5 protein-coding genes are annotated in these 19,509 nt (G+C 73.2%); 4 read left to right on the top strand and 1 reads right to left on the bottom strand.

Translation table 11 applies throughout. The annotated features are described in order from the left end of the window. Positions 1-88 precede the first annotated feature (88 nt). Entirely contained in the window at positions 89-13,762 is a 13,674-nt protein-coding gene (locus AB0I77_RS27590; RefSeq protein ID WP_363285391.1) for a type I polyketide synthase, read from the bottom strand. Positions 13,763-14,016: 254 nt separating this feature from the next. Here AB0I77_RS27590 and AB0I77_RS27585 point away from each other — a divergent pair, with 254 nt between their 5' ends. The 4 genes from AB0I77_RS27585 to AB0I77_RS27570 all read left to right on the top strand — a co-directional run bounded on the left by AB0I77_RS27585 (position 14,017) and on the right by AB0I77_RS27570 (position 19,457). Next, a complete protein-coding gene (locus tag AB0I77_RS27585; RefSeq protein WP_363285390.1) occupies positions 14,017-15,342 on the top strand; it encodes an FAD-dependent monooxygenase in 1,326 nt (441 codons plus the stop codon). A 5-nt stretch (positions 15,343-15,347) separates the two neighbouring features. Continuing rightward, complete coding sequence (locus tag AB0I77_RS27580) at positions 15,348-16,193, top strand: alpha/beta hydrolase (RefSeq protein WP_363285389.1); 846 nt, start codon at positions 15,348-15,350, stop codon at positions 16,191-16,193. A gap of 62 nt (positions 16,194-16,255) precedes the next feature. Further along, complete coding sequence (locus tag AB0I77_RS27575; protein ID WP_363285388.1) at positions 16,256-17,887, top strand: MFS transporter; 1,632 nt, start codon at positions 16,256-16,258, stop codon at positions 17,885-17,887. Positions 17,888-17,897: 10 nt separating this feature from the next. Beyond that, complete coding sequence (locus AB0I77_RS27570; protein ID WP_363285387.1) at positions 17,898-19,457, top strand: aminotransferase class III-fold pyridoxal phosphate-dependent enzyme; 1,560 nt, start codon at positions 17,898-17,900, stop codon at positions 19,455-19,457. The last annotated feature ends 52 nt before the right edge of the window (positions 19,458-19,509 follow it).

Below are 19,509 nucleotides of genomic sequence, written 5' to 3'. Positions count from 1 at the left end.
GTGGTGTGGCTCGGTGATGAAAGGTCGTGCCGTGCGCCGTCGTGCACGGGCGCGTCGGCGTATCGCTGTGTCCGCATCGCGGGTCCGCTCACTCCAGTTCGTCGAGGAGCGCGAACAGCTCCTCGTCGCTCGCCGTGTCCAGGTCCTTGTCGTCGCCGTCCGCTGCGTCCTCCGGGCCGGCCGTCCCGCCGGTGAGGTCGAGCAGCTCGCGCAGGCGCTCGGAGATCCGCTCGAACGCCTCCCGGTCATCGCCCACGGCCTTGATCGACGACTTGATCCTGTCCAGCTCGGTGAGCACGGGCGCGGCGGCGGACACCTCCTCGACGGTGATCTGGCGGCGCAGATAGGTGGCGAGGGCGGCCGGGGTGGGGTGGTCGAAGACCAGCGTGGTGGGCAGCCGCAGTCCGGTGGCGGTGCCCAGCTGGTTGCGCAGTTCGACGGCGGTGAGCGAGTCGAAGCCCAGCTCCTGGAAGGCGCGGTCGGCTTCGACCGATCCGGCGTCGGCGTGGCCGAGCACCGCCGCCACCTGGCCGCGCACGAGATCCGTCAGCGCCGCCATGCGCTGCTCCTCCGGCAGCGCGCCCAGGCGCTCCACCAGCGTCGGCCCGCCCTCGCTCTGCGCACCGGCGGTGGCGCGGCGCGGCGCGGCCGGGGCGAGGCCCCGCAGCAGCGGCGGCAGCCGCTCGCCCTGCTTGCGCAGTGCGTCCGTGTTCAGGCGGGTCACGGCGAGGACCGCCTCGCCGGTGGCCGGGGCCGCGTCGAACAGTTCCATGGCGTCGTCCGACGACAGCGGCAGCAGCCCGAGCCGGGCGAGCCGGCGCAGGTCGGCCTCCTCCAGTCCGCCGCTGATGGTGCTGGACTGGGCCCACAGGCCCCAGGCGAGGGAGGTGGCGGGCAGGCCGCGGGCCTGGCGGTACTGGGCGAGGGCGTCCAGGAAGGTGTTGCCGGCGGCGTAGTTGGCCTGGCCGGCGTTGCCGATCAGACCGGCGACCGACGAGTACAGCACGAAGGCCGTCAGGTCCTGGTCCTTCGTCAGCTCGTGCAGGTTCCAGGCCGCGTCGATCTTCGGGCGCAGCACCTTCTCCAGCCGCTCGGGTGTCAGGTCGGAAAGGACCGTGTCGTCAAGGACTCCCGCCGTGTGCACGACGGCGGTCAGCGGATGCTCCGCCGGGATCGCCGCCAGCACCTCGGCCAGGCCCGCGCGGTCCGTCACATCGCAGGCGGTGACGGTGACCTCGGCGCCCAACTCGGCCAGTTCCCGCTGGAGTTCCCCGGCACCCGGTGCGGCGATCCCGCGTCGGCTGAGGAGGAGCAGGCGTCGGGCGCCGTGTGCGGTGACGAGGTGGCGGGCGAGTACGCCGCCGAGGGCGCCGGTGGCGCCGGTGACCAGGACCGTGCCCCGGTCCCAGCGGGGCCCGTCGGGCCGGTCGGGCCGGTCGGCGGTGCGGGCCAGGCGGGGCACGAGGATGTCGTGTCCGCGGACGGCCAGTTGGGGCTCGCCCAGGGCGAGGATGCCCGCGGGCACGGCGTCGGTGTCGACGTCGGCGAGCACGATACGGCCGGGGTTCTCGGTCTGGGCGACACGCACCAGGCCCCAGGCGCCCGCGTGGGCCAGGTCGGTGACCTCCTCACCCGGGACGGCGGCGACGGCCCCTCGGGTGACCACGACCAGGGTGGAGTCGGCGAACCGCTCGTCCGCCAGCCAGGCCTGGAGGGTGGTGAGGGTGTCGCGCAGGGTGCGGCGGGCCGCCCCGGGCAGCTCGCTGTCCGTACCGCTCGGGGGCAGGGCGAGGACGAGAGCGCCGGGCACGGCGTCGGCGGCGGCGTCCAGGTCGCCGTAACGCACCGCCCCGTCGATCCGCAGGTCCCCGATCAGGCCCCAACCCGCGGTCGACGCCGGGGTGTTGGAGGCCGGTGCCGGGTTCCAGGCCACGCGGAAGAGGCCGTCACGTGCGGTGGCGGCGGCCGAGCGCAGGGCTTCTGGGGAGACCGGCCGCAGCAGCAGTGACTCGACGGTCGCCACCGGGGCCCCCGTCTCGTCCGCCACCGTCAGCGCCGCCTCCAGCGTGTCCGTGTCCTGACCCGACAGGGCCAGCCGTACGCGCAGCACGGATGCGCCCACCGCGTGGACGCTCACACCCGACCAGGAGAACGGCAGCCGCGCGCGGCCCTTCGCCTCGGCGACCCCCGGCAGCAGCGGGTGCAGCGCGGCGTCGAGCAGCGCCGGGTGCAGCAGGAACCGTCCGGCGTCGGCGCGCTGCTCCTCGGGCAGCACCACCTCGGCGAACAGCTCACCGGCCCCGCGCCAGACCCGGCGCAGCCCCCGGAAGGCCGGCCCGTAGGCGTATCCCAGTTCGTCCAGCCGGTCGTAGGCGCCCGCCAGGTCGGCCTCGACGGCTCCGGCCGGCGGCCACACCGTCAGCGTGGAGCCGGTGGCATCGGCGGCGGGCGCCAGCACTCCGCTCGCGTGCGCGGTCCACGGCCGGTCCGTGGTGACGTCGCCGTCGTCCGGCCGCGAGAAGATCTCGACCGTGCGGCGCCCTTCGTCGTCCGCCTCGCCGACCACCAACTGCACCTGCACCGCGCCCTGTTCGGGCAGTGTCAGCGGCGCCGCCAGCATCAGCTCGGCCACGCGCGGGGCCCCCAGCCGCTCACCGGCCCGCGCTGCCAGCTCCACCAGGCCGGTGCCCGGCATCAACACCGTGCCGTACACCGCGTGCTCGGCCAGCCACGGGTGCGTACGCCGGGACAGGCGCCCGGTGAACAGGTACTCGTCGCGGTGCGCCATGCGTACCGCGGCGCCGAGCAGCGGGTGGTCCGCCGCGGCGAGTCCGAGCCCCGCCGCGTCGGTGACCGTCTCCGGGGCGTCCAGCCAGTACCGCTCGTGCTGGAACGCGTACGTCGGCAGCGGGACCCGTCGTGCGCCGGGGAAGACCGTCGCCCAGTCGGGTACGGCACCCCGCATGCGCAGCGCGGCGAGGGCGCCGGTCACCGTCTCGGCCTCGGACCGGTCCCGGCGCAGGGCCGGCACCAGTACGCCGGCCTCCTCCTCCAGGCAGCCCTGGGCCAGCGCTGTCAGGATGCCGTCGGGCCCGAGCTCCAGGAAGTCGGTGACGCCCCGCGCCTCCAGGTACCGGACGCCGTCGAGGAACTGGACGGCCTCGCGGATGTGGGTCGCCCAGTAGTCCGGGGACGTCAGCTGCTCCTGCGTGGCCAGCGTGCCGGTCACGTTCGACACCACGGGAATGCGCGGCGCCCGGAACGTCAGCCCGGACGCGGCCTCGATGAACTCGTCCAGGACCTCATCCATGTGCGGCGAGTGGAAGGCGTGCGACACCGGCAGTCGTTTGGCGCGGACGCCCTTCGCCCGCCAGCCGGCGACCACCTCCTCCACCACGTCCTCGTCACCGGAGACCACCATGGCGCGGGGGCCGTTGACGCCGGCGATCGCCACCCGCTCCCCGTACGGGACGAGCGAGGCGTACACCTCCTCCTCGGAGGCCTGCACGGCGGCCATGGCGCCCCCCTCGCGTGCGGCCTGCATCAGCCGGCCGCGCTCGGCGACCAGGCAGCACGCGTCACCCAGGTCGAGCACCCCGGCGAGGTAGGCGGCGGTCACCTCCCCGATGGAGTGACCGAGCAGATAGTCGGCCGTGATCCCGTGGTGCTCGAACAGCCGGTACAGCGCCACCTCGATGCAGAAGAGCGCGGCCTGCGTGAACGCCGTCTGGTCGATCAGCGCCGCGTCCGCCGAGTCCGCGCGGGCGAACAGCACATCCTTGACGGGGCGGGCCAGTTCGGGGTCGAAGTGACCGCACACCTCGTCCAGCGCCCGCGCGAACACGGGATGCGTGGCGTACAGCTCACGGCCCATGCCGAGCCGCTGGCTGCCCTGCCCGGTGAACAGGAACGCCGTCTTGCCGGGGCGCGCCGAGTGGCCGCGCACCACACCGGGGGCGTTCTCGCCCGCCGCCACGGCCGCCAGGCCCCGGATCAGCGACTCGCGGTCGGCGCCGACGACGGCCGCGCCGCGCTCCAGTACGGCGCGCGTGGTGACGAGCGAGAGGCCGATGTCGGCGGTGGACAGCTCCGGGTGGTCCAGGACGTACCGGTGCAGCTTGCGGGCCTGCGCCTGTACGGCCTCCTCGCTCTTGCCGGACACGATCCACGGCACCATGGCGGGCTGCGGCTGAGCCGGTCCCCGCGCCGGCACCGGCTTTGGCGCCTGCTCGACGATGACGTGGGCGTTGGTGCCGCTGATGCCGAAGGACGACACACCCGCGCGACGCGGCCGGCCCGTCTCGGGCCAGTCGGTCTCCTCCGTCAGCAGGGCGAGCGCCCCCGTCTCCCAGTCCACGTGCGGCGACGGCTCGTCCGCGTGCAGGGTCTGGGGCAGGACGCCGTGCCGCATGGCCTCGATCATCTTGATGACGCCGCCGACGCCCGCCGCGGCCTGGCTGTGCCCGATGTTCGACTTCAGGGAGCCCAGGTACAGCGGCCGGTCCTCGGGGCGGTCCTGCCCGTAGGTGGCGAGCAGGGCCTGCGCCTCGATGGGGTCACCGAGGGTGGTGCCGGTGCCGTGTGCCTCTACGACGTCCACGTCGGCTGTGCCGAGGCCCGCGTTGGCCAGAGCCTGGCGGATGACGCGTTCCTGGGCGGGGCCGTTGGGCGCGGTCAGTCCGTTGGAGGCACCGTCCTGGTTGACGGCCGAGCCCCGGATCACGGCCAGCACCTGGTGGCCGTTGCGGCGGGCGTCGGAGAGCCGTTCGATGAGCAGCAGGCCGACTCCTTCGCTCCAGCCGGTGCCGTCGGCGCCCGCCGCGAACGACTTGCAGCGGCCGTCCGGCGAAAGCCCGCGCTGCCGCGAGAACTCGACGAACGTGCTCGGCCCGTTCATCACGGTCACACCGCCGGCCAGCGCCAGCTCGCACTCACCCGAGCGCAGTGCGTTCGCCGCCAGGTGCATCGCCACCAGCGACGACGAGCACGCGGTGTCGACCGTGACGGCCGGACCTTCCAGGCCGTACGTGTACGAGAGCCTGCCCGAGATGACACTGGACAGGTTGCCCGCCAGCACAAAGCCCTCGAACTCCGCCGGCGTCGACGCGAGCCGCGACGCGTAGTCGTCGTACATCGCGCCGGTGAACACACCGGTGGCGCTACCGCGCAGCGTCGCCGGGTCGATGCCCGCGTTCTCGAAGGTCTCCCAGGCCGTCTCGAGCAGCAGCCGCTGCTGCGGGTCGGTCGCGGTCGCCTCACGCGGCGAGATGCCGAAGAACTCGCGGTCGAACAGGTCGGCGTCGTGCAGGAACCCGCCGTGGCGGACGTACGACGTACCGGTCTGCTCCGGGTCCGGGTCGTAGAGGTTCTCCACGTCCCAGCCGCGGTTGGCCGGGAACTCGGTGATGGCGTCGGTGCCGTCCGCGACCAGCCGCCACAGGTCCTCCGGTGAGGAGACTCCGCCGGGATAGCGGCAGGCCATGCCGACGATCGCGATCGGCTCGTCCGTCGCGCCCCGGGGCCGGGCCGCGGCCACCGCCGCGGGCACCTCGGACGCGGAGACCCGGGAGAACAGATACCCGGCCAGCGCGCCGGGTGTCGGGTGGTCGAAGACCGCGGTGGCGGGAAGCCTGAGACCGGTCGCGGCGCTGAGCCGGTTGCGCAGGTCCACGCCGGCCATGGAGTCGAAGCCGATGTCGTTGAAGGCGCGGTCGGGGTCGACGGCCGCGGCGCCCGAGTGGCCGAGCACCCCGGCGACCGTGGCGCGGACCAACTCCAAGGCGGCCTCGCGCCGCTGTTCCTCGCCGAGCGCGGCGATCCGCCGCGACCAGTCCGAGTCGGCGGCGGCGCCGCCCCGGGCAGCGGTACGCCGGGCACGTGTGCGCACCAGGCCCCGGTACAGCGGCGGCGGGAGCTCCGGCCCGGAACGGAAGCGGGCCAGGTCCAGGGAGACGGGCGCCAGCAGCGGTTCCTCGCCGGCCAGGGCCGCGTCGAACAGGGCCAGGCCCCGCTCCGGCGTGAGCGGTGTCATGCCGGCCCGGGTCCAGCGGGCCAGGTCGGCCTCGCCGAGCGCGGCGCCCATGCCGTGGCTGGCGTCCCACAAGCCCCAGGCCAGCGAGGTGGCGGTCAGGCCGCTCGCGCGGCGGTGCGCGGCGAGGGCGTCCAGATACGTGTTGGCGGCGGCGTAGTTGGCCTGCCCCGCGGTGCCGGTGAGGCCCGAGACCGACGAGAACAGCACGAACGCCGAGAGGTTCAGGCCTCGCGTCACCTCGTGCAGATGCCGGGCCGCGTCGACCTTCGGCCGCAGCACCGCCGTCAGCTGCTCGGCGGTGAGGGACTCGATCGTCGCGTCGTCCAGCACGCCCGCGGTGTGCACGACGGCGGTCAGCGGATGACGTGCGTCGACCCCGGCGACCAGTGCCTCGACGGCCGCCCGGTCGGCGGCGTCGGCGGCGACCACGGTCACCTGCGCGCCCAGCGCGGTCAGTTCGGCGGCGAGGGTGTCGGCACCGGGCGTGGCGGGGCCGCGTCGGCTGCTGAGCAGCAGGTGCCGTACGCCGTGCCCGGTGACCAGGTGCCGGGCGAACAGCGCGCCCAGGCCGCCGGTGCCGCCGGTGACCAGCACGGTGCCGTCCGGGTCGAAGGCGGGGGCGGGCGTCGGCCCGGACCGCCCCGCACGGGCGAGGCGCGGAGCGTACGGCTGCCCGTCCCGAACCACGATCTGCGGCTCACCGCAGGAGAGGGCCGCACCCAGCGGCGCGTCGGAGCCGTCCACGTCCACGAGCACGATCCGGTCCGGGTGCTCGGACTGCGCCGCCCGGACCAGGCCCCATACCGGAGCGGCCGGCAGATCGGTGACGTCCTCGCCCGGCAGTGCGGCGACCGCGCCCTCGGTGACGACCGCCAGCCGCGCGCCGTCGAACCGCTCGTCGGACAGCCACCGCTTGACCAGGCCGAGGGCACGGGCGGCAGCCGCGTGCGCGCCCGCCACACCGGCCGCGCCTTCGCGGTCCGCCGCACCGGCGAGTCGTACGACGACGACCTCGGCACCCGGACCGCCGGTCAAGGCCAGGTCCTCGCCGGCCTCTTCCCACGTCGGCTCGGTGCTCTGCGGCTCCGGGACAAGGGGAACCCACTCGACCGTGTACAGCGAGTCCCGCGTCGCCGCGTCGGCACCGGTGACCAGCTGCTCCCTGGCCACCGGACGCAGCGTGAGCGACTCGACGTCCGCGACGGGCGCACCGGTGGGGTCCGCCAGCGTCAGGCGGTACGAGCCGGGGCCGGCCGGCGAGATCCGGATCCGCAGCTCGGTGGCGCCGGTGGCGTGCAGGTCGACGCCGGACCAGGCGAAGGGCAGCCGGATCCGGTCGCTCTCGCCCTCCACCGCCGCGTCGAGGACGAGCGGGTGCAGCACGGCGTCGAACAGCGCCGGGTGCACACCGAAGTGCGCGGCGCCCTCGAGGTGTTCGTCCGGCAGCCGTACCTCGGCGTACACGTCGTCGCCCCGGCGCCATACGGCACGCAGGCCCTGGAAGGCGGGGCCGTAGCCGTAACCGAGGGCGGTCAGCCGCTCGTAGGTACCGTCCAGCGGCTCGGCGACGGCGTCTTCGGGCGGCCACACGGTGAGGTCGTCGGCAGGCGCCACTTCCGACACAGGCCCTAGGGCGCCGGTCGCATGCCGGGTCCACGGGCCGGCGTCCGGGGTGTCCGGGCGGGCGTGGATCGAGAAGGGGCGCAGGCCCGAGGCATCCGGCGCGCCCACGGCGACCTGGACCCGAACGTCGTCGCGGCCGGTCAGCGCCAGTGGCGCCTGCAGAGTCAGCTCCTCCACCCGGGTGACGCCCAGGTGGTCACCGGCGGCGACGGCCAGTTCCAGGAACGCGGTGGCGGGCAGCAGCACCGTGCCGCTGATGGCGTGGTCCGCGAGCCACGAGTGGCCCGCCACCGAGAGGCGGCTGGTGAACAGCGTGTCCTCGCGCTCCGCGAGCTCCACGCTCGCGGAGAGCAGCGGGTGGTCGGAGGCGTCCAGACCGAGGCTGCGGGCGTCGGCGGGCCGGGTGGGGGAGAGCCAGTAGTGCTCGCGCTGGAAGGCGTACGTCGGCAGCCGCACCGCGCCCCTGCCCGGGACCGGCGGCTCCGGGAACAGCGAGCCGGCGTCCAGGGTGGCCCCGGCCGCGTACGCCGCGCACAGGCCCTCGGCCACGGTCTGCGCCTCGGGGCGGCCGGCCCGCAGCAACGGCACGGCGGTGCGGGCCGATCCGTCGAGCGCGCCCCGCACCAGTGCGGTCAGTACCGCGTCCGGGCCGACCTCCACGAACACGGTCGCGCCCCGCTCCGCCAGCGTGCGCGTGGCGTCCAGGAAGCGCACGGCGGCACGGATCTGCCCCGTCCAGTAGTCGGGCGAGGTCAGCTCGGCGTCCGTGGCGAGCGTGCCCGTGACGGTGGAGACGATCGGCACGGTCGGCGAGGAGAAGGCGATCTGAGCCGCGACCGCACGGAACTCGTCGAGGACCGCGTCCATGTGCGGGGAGTGGAAGGCGTGCGAGACGGTCAGCCGCTTCGTCCTGCGACCGCGCTCACGCCACTTCGCGGCGATCCGCTCCGCGACCTCCGCGTCACCCGAGATCACCACGGACGAAGGGCCGTTGACGGCCGCGACGGACACCTCGTCCTCGTGCCCGGCCAGCGAGGCGGCGATCTCCGCCTCCTCGCCCTGTACGGCGATCATGGCGCCGCCCGCCCGGGCCGACTGCATCAGCCGGCCGCGTGCGGCGACCAGCTTGGCCGCGTCGGCGAGGGTCATGACCTGTGCCGCGTGCGCGGCGGCCAGCTCGCCGATGGAGTGCCCGGCGAGCAGACCGGGCCTGACCCCGTGGTGCTCGAGCAGCCGGAACAGCGCCACCTCGATCGCGAACAGGGCGGGCTGGGTGTACGTCGTCTCGTCGAGCAGTCCCGCCTCGGCGCTGCCCTCGGCCGCGAGGACGACGTCCCGCAACGGCCGGTCGAGGTGGGCGTCGAACGCCGCGAACGCCGCGTCGAGCGCCGCCGCGAACACCGGGCTGCGCTCGTACAGCTCGCGGCCCATACCCAGGCGTTGGGCGCCCTGGCCGGTGAACAGGAACGCGGTCAGGCCGGCGCCCGTCGCGCTGCCGGTGACCACGCCGGGGGCGTCGGCGCCCCGGATCAGCGCGTCGAGGCCGGCCAGGTAGCCGCCGCGGTCGTCCGCCTCGGCGACGACCGCGGCGCGCTCCTCGAAGGCGGTACGGCCGGTGGCCAGGGCCCGGCCGATCGCCGCGGGGCCGGGTGCGTCCTCGCCGGCCGCGTACGCCCGCAACCGCTCGGCCTGGGCGCGCAGCGCGGCGGGGGTACGCGCGGACAGCAGCCACGGCACCGGGAGCGCGGGGGCACCGGCGCTCTCCTCGCTCTCTTCGCCGGTGTCCGGGACCTCGGGCGCCTGCTCGACGATGACGTGGGCGTTGGTGCCGCTGATACCGAAGGACGAGACGGCGGCGCGGCGCGGCCGGCCGGTCTCGGGCCAGGCCCGCTCCTCGGCCAGCAGTTCCACCGCCCCCGCGCTCCAGTCGATGCGCGGCGACGGCTCGTCCACATGGAGCGTCCTGGGCAGGACGCCGTGCCGGATGGCCTCGACCATCTTGATGACACCGCCGACACCGGCCGCCGCCTGGGCGTGCCCGATGTTGGACTTCAGCGACCCGAGGAACACCGGCGGCCGGCCCTCGCCGCGCCCGCTGCCGTACGTGGCCATCAGCGCCTCGGCCTCGATCGGGTCACCGAGCCTGGTGCCCGTGCCGTGCGCCTCGACCGCGTCGACGTCCGCCGGGTCCAGGCCCGCGTCGGTGAGAGCCTGGCGGATGACGCGCCGCTGGGACAGGCCGTTCGGGGCCGTGAGCCCGTTGGAGGCGCCGTCCTGGTTGACGGCCGAGCCGCGCAGCACGGCGAGCACCTCGTGACCGTTGCGCACGGCGTCCGAGAGCCGCTCGACGAGCAGCAGACCGACGCCCTCGCTCCAGCCGGTGCCGTCGGCGCCTGCCGCGAAGGACTTGCAGCGCCCGTCGGGAGCGAGGCCCCGCTGCCGGGAGAACTCGACGAACATGCCCGGCGACGACATCACGGTGATGCCGCCCGCCAGCGCCAGGCTCGACTCCCCCGAGCGCAGCGACCGGATCGCCAGGTGCAGTGCGACGAGCGACGAGGAGCACGCCGTGTCGACGGTCACCGCCGGGCCGACGAGCCCCAACTGGTAGGCGATCCGGCCCGACATGACGCTGGGAGTACTGCCGGTCAGGACGCTGCCCTGGACGCTCTCGGGCGCCTCGTCCATGCGCGGTCCGTACTCCGGCGCGGTCGCGCCGACGAACACGCCGGTACGGGAACCGCGCAGCGACTGCGCGTCGATGCCCGCCCCCTCGACGGCTTCCCAGGCACTCTCCAGCAGCAGCCGCTGCTGCGGGTCCATGGCGAGTGCCTCGCGCGGCGAGATGCCGAAGAACGCCGCGTCGAACTCGCCCGCGTCGTGCAGGAACCCGCCGCGGCGCACCGCGCTCTTGCCGGGGCGGTCGGGGTCGGCGTCGTACAGGTCCTCGTCCCAGCCGCGGTTGGCCGGGAACTCGGTGACGGCATCGCCGCCCTCGGCGACCAGCTTCCACAGCTCGGTGGGTGAGGAGATGCCGCCCGGATAGCGGCAGGCCATGCCGACGACGGCGATCGGCTCGTCCGCGTCGGCAGCCCGAACATCGTTCTCGGCGGCCTCCACCGTGCCGAGCAGCTCCGCCCCGACGAACTCGATCAGCTCCTGGGGCGTCGGGTGATCGAACAGCAGACCGCTGGCCAGCCGCAGGCCGGTGGCGTCGGCGAGGGCCTGGCGCAGCTCGGTGATCATCATCGAGGTGAACCCGAGCTTCTGGAAGGGCGTCCGCAGTTCCAGGCGGTCACCCTCTGCGTACTCCAGGATCGCGGTGATGTGCCCGATCACCAGCTCGGCGACCACACGCTCGCGCTGCTCAGGGGAGAGCCCCGCGAGACGTGCGCCGAGCTCCCCGCGCGGGGATGCCTCAGCGACCTGGTCGGGTACGGCCGCTCGGTCCGGAGCGGGGGCTTCCTTGCGCGCGGAGGCGTCGAACCAGTGACGGCGCCGCTGGAAGGCGTAGGTGGGCAGGTCGGTGCGCCGGCCGCCGGTCCCCGCGTACACAGCCGCCCAGTCCACCTCGGAGCCGCGCACGAACGCGGTGGCGACGGCGGTGAGCAGTGCCCGGACCTCGGGGTGTCCGGTGCGGAGGGTGGGGGTGGCGTCGGTGAGGGGGCTGAGGACGGCGTCGGGGCCGATTTCGAGGCGGGTGGTGGCGTCGAGTTGGTCGAGGGTCTGTATGGCGTGGGTGAAGCGGACGGTGCCGCGGACTTGGTCGGTCCAGTAGGTGGGGGTGCGTAGGTTGTCGCCGGTGGCGAGGGTGCCGGTGAGGGTGGAGACGATCGGGATCTTCGGCTGGTGGTAGGTGAGGGTGGCGGCGACCGCTTTGAAGTCCTCCAGCATGGGGTTCATGTGGGGGGAGTGGAAGGCGTGGGAGACGGTGAGGGCTTTGGTCTTGCGTCCCCATGCTTCGACCTGCGCGGTGATGTCCGCGACGGCGTCTTGGTCGCCGGAGATGACCAGGGAGTCGGGGCCGTTGAGGGCGGCGATGGACAGGCGGGACTCGTGGCCCTCGATGAGGGGGAGTACTTCGTCTTCGGTGGCTTGGAGGGCGGTCATGGCGCCGCCGGGTGGCAGTTGTTGCATGAGCCTGGCCCGGGCGGCGACCAGCTTTGCCGCGTCCTTGAGGTCGAGTACGCCGGCGATGTGGGCGGCGGTGAGTTCGCCGATGGAGTGGCCGGTGAGGTAGTCGGGGGTGATGCCCCAGGATTCCAGGAGGCGGTAGAGGGCGGTTTCGACGGCGAAGAGGGCGGGCTGGGTGTAGCCGGTCTGGTCGAGTTGCTCGCCGGTGGTGATGATGTCGCGCAGGGGCCGGTCCAGCAGTGGGTCGAGTTGGGCCGCGACGGCGTCGAAGGCTTCGGCGAACGTGGGGAAGGCGGCGTACAAGTCCTGTCCCATGCCTACGCGTTGGGCGCCCTGCCCCGTGAACAGGAACGCGGTCTTGGCGCCGCTGGTCGCGGTGCCCCGCAGCAGTCCGGGAGCGGGCTGTCCTGCGGCCAACGCTCGTAGTCCGGCGCGGAGTTCGTCCCGGTCCGCACCCACCACCACCGCACGATGCTCGAAGAGCGTGCGGCCGGCCACCAGTGAGTACCCGGTGTCCACGGGATCGGGCGCACCGGCGTCCCCCGCGAACGTGGCGAGGCGCTCGCCCTGGGCCCGCAGCGCCGGTTCCGAGTGGCCGGTGACCACCCACGGCAGGGCGGCGAGCGGCGTCTTTTTGAGCTCGGCGGCCTCCGGCTGCTGGGCGGCGGGCGCCTCGGCCACCACGACGTGGGCGTTGGTGCCGCCCATGCCGAACGAGCTGACGCCCGCCACCAGCGGGCGGTCCGGATGCGGCCAGGCGGAGTGCTCACGCTGGACGGCCAGCCCCAGCTCTTCGAGCGGAATGGCGGGGTTCGGGGTCTCGAAGTGGAGACTGGCGGGCAGCTCGCGGTGGGTGATGCTGAGGAGCGTCTTGATCAGGCCCGCGATGCCGGCGGCGCCCTCCAGGTGCCCGATGTTGGTCTTGACGGAGCCGACGCGCAGCGCGGACCTGCCGGCGGCCGCCTGCTGGGTACCGAGTGCGGCGCCGAGGGCGGCGGCCTCGATGGGGTCGCCCACCGGAGTGCCGGTGCCGTGCAGCTCGACGTACTGGACCCGCTCGTCCGGGCCGAGCGCGGCACGCTCGTGGGCGAGGCGGATCACCCGCTCCTGGGCGCTTCGGCCCGGCACGGTGAGCCCGTCGGTGGCCCCGTCGTTGTTGACGGCGCTGCTGCGGATGACGCCGTGGACGCGGTCGCCGTCGGCGAGCGCGGCCAAGAGCGGCTTGAGGACGACGACCCCGGCTCCCTCGCCGGGCACGAAGCCGTTGGCCCGGGCATCGAAGGTGTACGAGACGCCGTCGGGAGACAGCGCGCCGAAACGTTCCTCTGTCGTGGCGTTCTCGGCCAGCAGGTTGAGGTTCACACCAGCGGCGATGGCGGCCGTCGACTCGCCGCCGCGCAGGCTCTCGCAGGCCAGGTGGACCGCGACGAGTGATGAGGACTGGGCCGAGTCCACGGTCAGGCTGGGTCCGTGCAGGCCCAGGTGGTACGAGACGCGGTTGGCGATGACACCGCGGTTGACGCCGGTCATCGTGTGCTGGGTGACGGCGTCGGTGCCGTACTGGTACAGCATGCTCGTGTAGTCGTCGCGCAGGGCACCGACGAACACGGCCGTCCGGCTGCCGCGCAGCGCGGAGGGCACGATCCCGGCGTCTTCCAGCGCCTCCCAGGCAAGCTCCAGAACGATCCGCTGCTGCGGGTCCATCGCGGCGGCCTCACGCGGCGAGATGCCGAAGAACCCGGCGTCGAACTGGTCGACCCCGTCCACGAACGCGCCACGCCGTGCCCCGGACGACTCGTCCCAGCGGCCCGGCGGCACGTCCGTCACCGCACTGGCGCCGCCGCGCAGCAACTCCCAGAATGCCGAAGGACTCCCGGCTCCGGGGAGCCGGCAGGACAGCCCCACGACAGCGATCGGCTCCGTCTTCTCGGCGCGCGTACCGGCTGCTACAGGATTGTTCTCACTCGTCACCACGCTCGGCTGCCCTTTCAGGATTTACTCGGCGGTTGTTGCCTCGGCTATTCGCTGAGGTCTTTTCAAGACCCGGGAAGCTATTTCCACCGAGGTTAGTGAAATCGGGTTCACCGACAGTCATGGCGCGGTAACTGCCCTGCTGAGAGCGGCCGATGACCGCCGCGTTGCCGCGCGATGGACGGCCGATGGAACGCGTGCGGATAACTTCGTGGCTCCGCCGGTGCGAATTGCGAATTCAAGGAGAGTTGATCGCTATGAGTAAGCAACGCGAAGGCCGTGCGGTGGTGCTCGGGGGCAGCATGGCGGGACTCTTCTCCGCCCGTGCGCTCTCCGAGACCTTCGCGGAGGTCGTCGTCGTGGACCGCGACGAACTGACCGGCCCGAACGAGCTGCGGCGCGGCCTGCCGCAGGGACATCACCTGCACGGCCTGCTCGCCCGTGGCCAGCAGATCACCGAGGAGTACTTCCCGGGCATCACCGAGGCGTTGACGCGGGGCGGGGCGGGCAGCGGCGACGTCGCCGACGACGTCCGGTGGATCATCAACGGCAAGCGGCTGCGGAAGGTTCACTCCGAGCTGCTCGTCCTCACGCTCAGCCGCCCGTTCCTGGAGCGCCACGTGCGCGACCGCGTGCTCGCGCTGCCCGGGGTCAGCTTCCTGGAAGAGGCCGACATCCTGCGCCTGGAGACCACCGGGGACCGCCGCACGGTCACCGGTGTCGTGGTCCGCCGGGCCGGCGGCGCCGAGGAGACCCTCCACGCCGATCTGGTCGTCGACGCCACCGGCCGCGGCTCGCGCACCTCCGTCTGGCTCCAGGAGTTCGGCTACGAAGCCGTCCAGGAGGAGAAGCACAAGATCGGCCTCGGGTACACCACCCGCTACTACCGTGTCCCGGACGCGGCGTTCGAGGGCGACATCTCCATCAACACCGTCGCCTCCGCCGGCGTCCCGCGCGGCGCCATCTGCCAGCGGATCGAGGGCGACCGCGCCATCGTCACGGCGTACGGCATTCTCGGCGACCACCCGCCCACCGAGCCGGAGGGCTTCCTGGGCTTCGTCAAGTCCCTCGCCGCGCCCGACATCCACGAGGTGCTGGAGGTCTCCGAGCCGATCGACGACCCCGTCGCGTACAAGTTCCCGACCAACCTGCGCCGCCACTACCAGCGCATGACCGACTTCCCGGCCGGGCTGCTGGTCATCGGTGACGCGGTGTGCAGCTTCAACCCGAGCTACGCCCAGGGCATGACCGTCGCGGCCCTCGGCTCCCTCGTGCTGCGCCGCCACCTGGCCGCGACCCACCGGCCGGACCCGATCCGGTACTTCGAGGACCTCGCCCGCGACGCCATCGACGGCTGCTGGGAGATGGCGGTCGGCGCCGACCTCAGCTTCCCGGAGGTCGAGGGCGAGCGCACCGAGGAGGTCCGGCAGGCGCACGCGTTCATCGCGCAGGTGCAGGAGGCGGCGACCCGGGACGCGTCCGTGGCCCGCGCGTACGCCCGGGTCATCGGCCTCGTCGACTCGCCCGCCGTCCTGCACACCCCACAGATCGAGGCCGCCCTCGCCGTTACGGGGCAGAGGTGACCACCATGCGGATCACCTCCGACGACCTGGTCTTCGACGTGGACGTGGCCGGCCCCGCCGACGGCGAACCGGTCCTCCTGCTCCACGGCTTCCCGCACAACAAGGAGTCCTGGACCGAGACCGCGCCGCTGCTGCACGAGGCGGGTCTGCGCACCATCGCCCCCGACCAGCGCGGCTACTCGCCCGGCGCCCGGCCCGCCGACGTGGCCGCCTACCGGCTGCCGCACCTCGCCGCCGACGCGCTGGGCATCCTCGATGCCCTGGGGATCAGCACGGCCCATGTCGTCGGCCACGACTGGGGTGCGGCCGTGGCGTGGTGGCTGGCGGCCAAGCACCCCGCCCGGGTGCGCACCCTCACCGCGCTGGCCATCCCGCACCTCGACGCCTACCAGCACGCCTACCGCGTCGACGAGGAGCAGCAACACAGCTCCGAATACGTCAAGTTCCTCATCTCGCAGGGCGCCGCCGACCACTTCCTGGCCGACGACGCCGCCCAGTTGCACGCCTGGTTCACCCAGGCCGGCGAGGGCGTCCTCACCGACGCGCAGATCGCCCGGTACGTCGCCACCCACACCCGTCCGGGCACCCTCGACGCGGCCCTGAACTGGTATCGCGCCAACGACCTGCTCGGCGACGACCTCGGCTTCGGTCCGGTCGGCGTCCCCACGACCTTCCTCTACAGCCGTACGGATACGGCGGTCAGCGAACTGGCCGTCAAGCGGACCCAGGAGTACGTCACGGGCCCCTACCGTCTCGTGACGCTCGAGGAGACCTCGCACTGGCAGCCGCAGCAGGCCCCGCAGACGGTGGCCACCGAGATCCTCCGGCGCGTCCGCGCCCACACCGCCTGACGGACTCCCGACTCCCGGTCGCAGAAGCCGGAAGAAGAGACACACCAAGAAAGGGATCCCCCATGTCTTCCCACACCGCTTCCGCGGCGGAGTTGCGTGCCGGACCACGTGAATGGTTCGGACTGCTGGTGCTGCTGCTCCCCGTGACGTTGATGACGGCCGACCTGGGCGTGCTGTGGCTGGCGACGCCCTACCTGGCCGCCGACCTACAGCCCACCAGCTCCCAGGTGCTGTGGACCACCGACATGTACGGCTTCATGACCTGCGGCTTCCTGGTGGTCATGGGCACGCTCGGAGACCGGCTCGGCCGACGCAGAATGCTGATGTACGGCTCGGTCGGCGTCATCGTCTCCTCGCTGCTCGCCGCCTACGCCGTCAGCCCCGAGATGCTTATCGCGGCCCGTGCGCTGCTCGGCGTCGCCGGCGCGGCCGTGCTGCCGTCGACCCTCTCCCTGATCATTCACATGTTCACCGACGCCAAGCAGCGGGCGACGGCCATCGCCATGTGGGTCACCTCGCTGTCCGTGGGCATCGCGATCGGCCCCGTCGTCGGTGGTGTCCTGCTGGACTTCTGGTGGTGGGGCTCGGTCTTCCTGATGGCCGTACCGGTGATGCTGGTGCCGCTCCTCGCCGCGCCGGTGCTGCTGCCGGAGTACCGCGACCCGAACCCGGGGCGGCTCGACCTCGCCAGCGTGGCGCTGTTCCTCGCCGCGATCCTGCCCATCGTGTACGGGATCAAGAAGTCCGCCGAGACGGGATGGTCCGCGGGCAACCTGGGGGCGATCGTGGCCGGTGTGGTGCTCGCGGTGGTGTTCGTACGCAGGCAGAACATCTTGGAGACACCCCTCCTCGACATGGGGCTCTTCCGCACCAAGGTCTTCACGGGCGCCCTGTTGACACTCCTGTTCGGCATGATGGCGCTCAACGGCGTCGAGTACCTGGTCCCGCAGTACCTGCTGATCGCCGGCGAGCTCAGTCCGCTCGCGGCCGGCATGTGGCTGCTGCCGGGCGCGGCGGGCCTGATCGTGGGCTCCCAGCTGACGCCGGTGCTGGCCAAGCGGATCCGCCCGGCCTACGTGATCGCGGGCGGCCTGCTGGTCACCCTGGCCGGCTTCTGGCTGTCCGCGTCGGCCGGCGCCGACAAGGACGGAGTCGTGCCGGCGGCGATGGGCCTGACGGTCATCATGTTCGGCGTCGCCCCGATCAGCGTGCTCGGCACCTCGCTCGCGGCGGGCGCCGCCCCGCCGGAGAAGGCCGGTTCGGCCTCCGCGACCGGCCAGACCGCGTACGACCTGGGCCTGGCGCTGGGCATCGCGGTGACCGGAAGCGTCGCCGTGGCCGTCTACCGCGGCGAGGTCGCGGACACGGCGCCCGCGGGCATCCCGGCCGAGGCCGCCGAGGCGGCGCAGGACAGCGTCGGCGGTGCCACCGCCGCCGCCGAGTCCCTCTCCCCGGACGTCGGCGCGCAGTTGCTGGCCGCCGCGCGGGAGGCGTTCACGTCCGGGTACCAGACGACGGCGTGGGTCAGCGCGGGCTTCGCGGTCCTCACCGCCGTCGTGGTGCTCTCCCTGCTGCGCGGCATCCCGGCGATCGGCGCGGCAGCGCCCGCCGAGGCCGAAGGGGAGGTGCCCGCCGAGGCCGTGCCGGACCCCGGGGCTGCCGCGTCCCACGAGTCCACCGTCACCAACGCCTGAGGGGACCGCCATGAGTGACGAACGGACAGCGCCCGAGGGGGACCTCGCGGAGCCGTTCCTGCTCGCCGTGCTGGCCTCCGGCGGCCTGGACGCCGAGTACGTGCGCGCTGAGGGCAACACCCTGTACCGGCGCGGCGAGGACGGCGAGGAGATTCCTGTCCTCGACTACGTCGGCGGCTACGGCTCGCTGATGCTCGGGCACAGCAATCCCGAGATCATCGCGTACGCCAAGACGCTCCTCGACCAGCGGACCCCCGTCCACGCGCAGTTCTCCCGCCACCCGTACGCGGGCGACGTGGCGGCGGCGCTCAACCGCATCATCCAGCGGGAGCGGGGGGACGACGAGCAGTACTACGCGATCTTCGCCAACAGCGGCGCGGAGGCCGTCGAGGCGGCCATGAAGCACGCCGAACTCGACCGTGGCCTGCGCGTCACGGAGCTGACCGAGGAGATCGCCGGGCACATCGACGACGTACGGGAGCAGGTCGCCGCGGGTGCCGCCACGGTGCCCGCACACGTCGCGGACTCGATCGACGACCTCGTCGCCGAGGTACGCACCAGGAACGAGGCGCAGTCGGCGCGCCCGCCACTGTTCCTCACCCCCGAGGGCGCCTTCCACGGCAAGCTGGCCGGCAGCGTTCAGCTGACCCACAACGAGGGCTACCGGCTGCCGTTCAAGGCCCTCGCCGCGCAGGCTCGGTTCGTGCCGCGCGACCAGCCCGGTGCGCTGCGGAAGATCATCGACGAGGAGCGGGGCCACCTGCTCGACCTGGTCGTAGAGGGCGGCCGGGTGCGCGTCGTCGAGCGCGACGCCCCGCTCTTCACGGCGTTCGTCCTGGAACCCGTCCAGGGCGAGGGCGGCATCCACGAACTGAGCCGGGAGTTCACGCAGGAGGTGCAACAGGTCTGCGCGGAGCACGGCATCCCGGTCGTGGTCGACGAGATCCAGAGCGGCATGGGGCGCACCGGCACCTTCCTCGCGGCCACCCACCTGGGACTGCGCGGCGACTACTACACGCTGGCCAAGAGCCTGGGCGGCGGCATCGCCAAGGCGGCGGTCACGCTCGTCCGCAAGCCGCTCTACCGCGGGCAGTTCGAGCTGGCCCACAGCTCGACCTTCGCCAAGGACAGCTTCTCCTGTCTCATCGCGCTGAAGGTGCTGGAGATCATGGAGGCCGACGACGGCGAGGTGTACCGGCGGGCGGCCGAGCGCGGTGAGCGGCTGCTCGCGATGCTCCGCGCGGTCCGGGCCGACTTCCCCGGTGTGGTCAGCGACGTGCGGGGACGGGGCCTGATGCTGGGCCTCGAGTTCCACGACCAGTCGGCCGCCGACGCTCAGCCGCTGCGCCAGGTGGCCGGGAGCGGGTTCTTCGGCTACTTCGTCGCCGGGCACATCCTGCGGACGCACCGTATCCGCGTCTTCCCCACGTCGAGCGCGGTCAACACCCTGCGCTTCGAGCCGTCCGTGTACCTGACGGACGGTGAGATCGACCGGCTGGAGGCGGCGCTGCGGGACGTCTGCGCCATCATCCGGGACACGGACGGCCAGGCGCTCGCACCCGTCGCCTGAGGAGCCCTCAGGCGGCAGACACCTCGAAGGGCCCGAGACATCTGTCTCGGGC

The organism is Streptomyces sp. NPDC050619 (assembly GCF_040654815.1).
GTDB lineage: Bacteria > Actinomycetota > Actinomycetes > Streptomycetales > Streptomycetaceae > Streptomyces.
This window is presented reverse-complemented; position numbering and strand designations above follow the sequence as displayed.

Coding starts and splice junctions, on each gene's coding strand:
- AB0I77_RS27585 (WP_363285390.1), top strand. CDS start 14,017: ATGAGTAAGCAACGCGAAGGCCGTGCGGTGGTGCTCGGGGGCAGCATG.
- AB0I77_RS27570 (WP_363285387.1), top strand. CDS start 17,898: ATGAGTGACGAACGGACAGCGCCCGAGGGGGACCTCGCGGAGCCGTTC.
- AB0I77_RS27575 (WP_363285388.1), top strand. CDS start 16,256: ATGTCTTCCCACACCGCTTCCGCGGCGGAGTTGCGTGCCGGACCACGT.
- AB0I77_RS27580 (WP_363285389.1), top strand. CDS start 15,348: ATGCGGATCACCTCCGACGACCTGGTCTTCGACGTGGACGTGGCCGGC.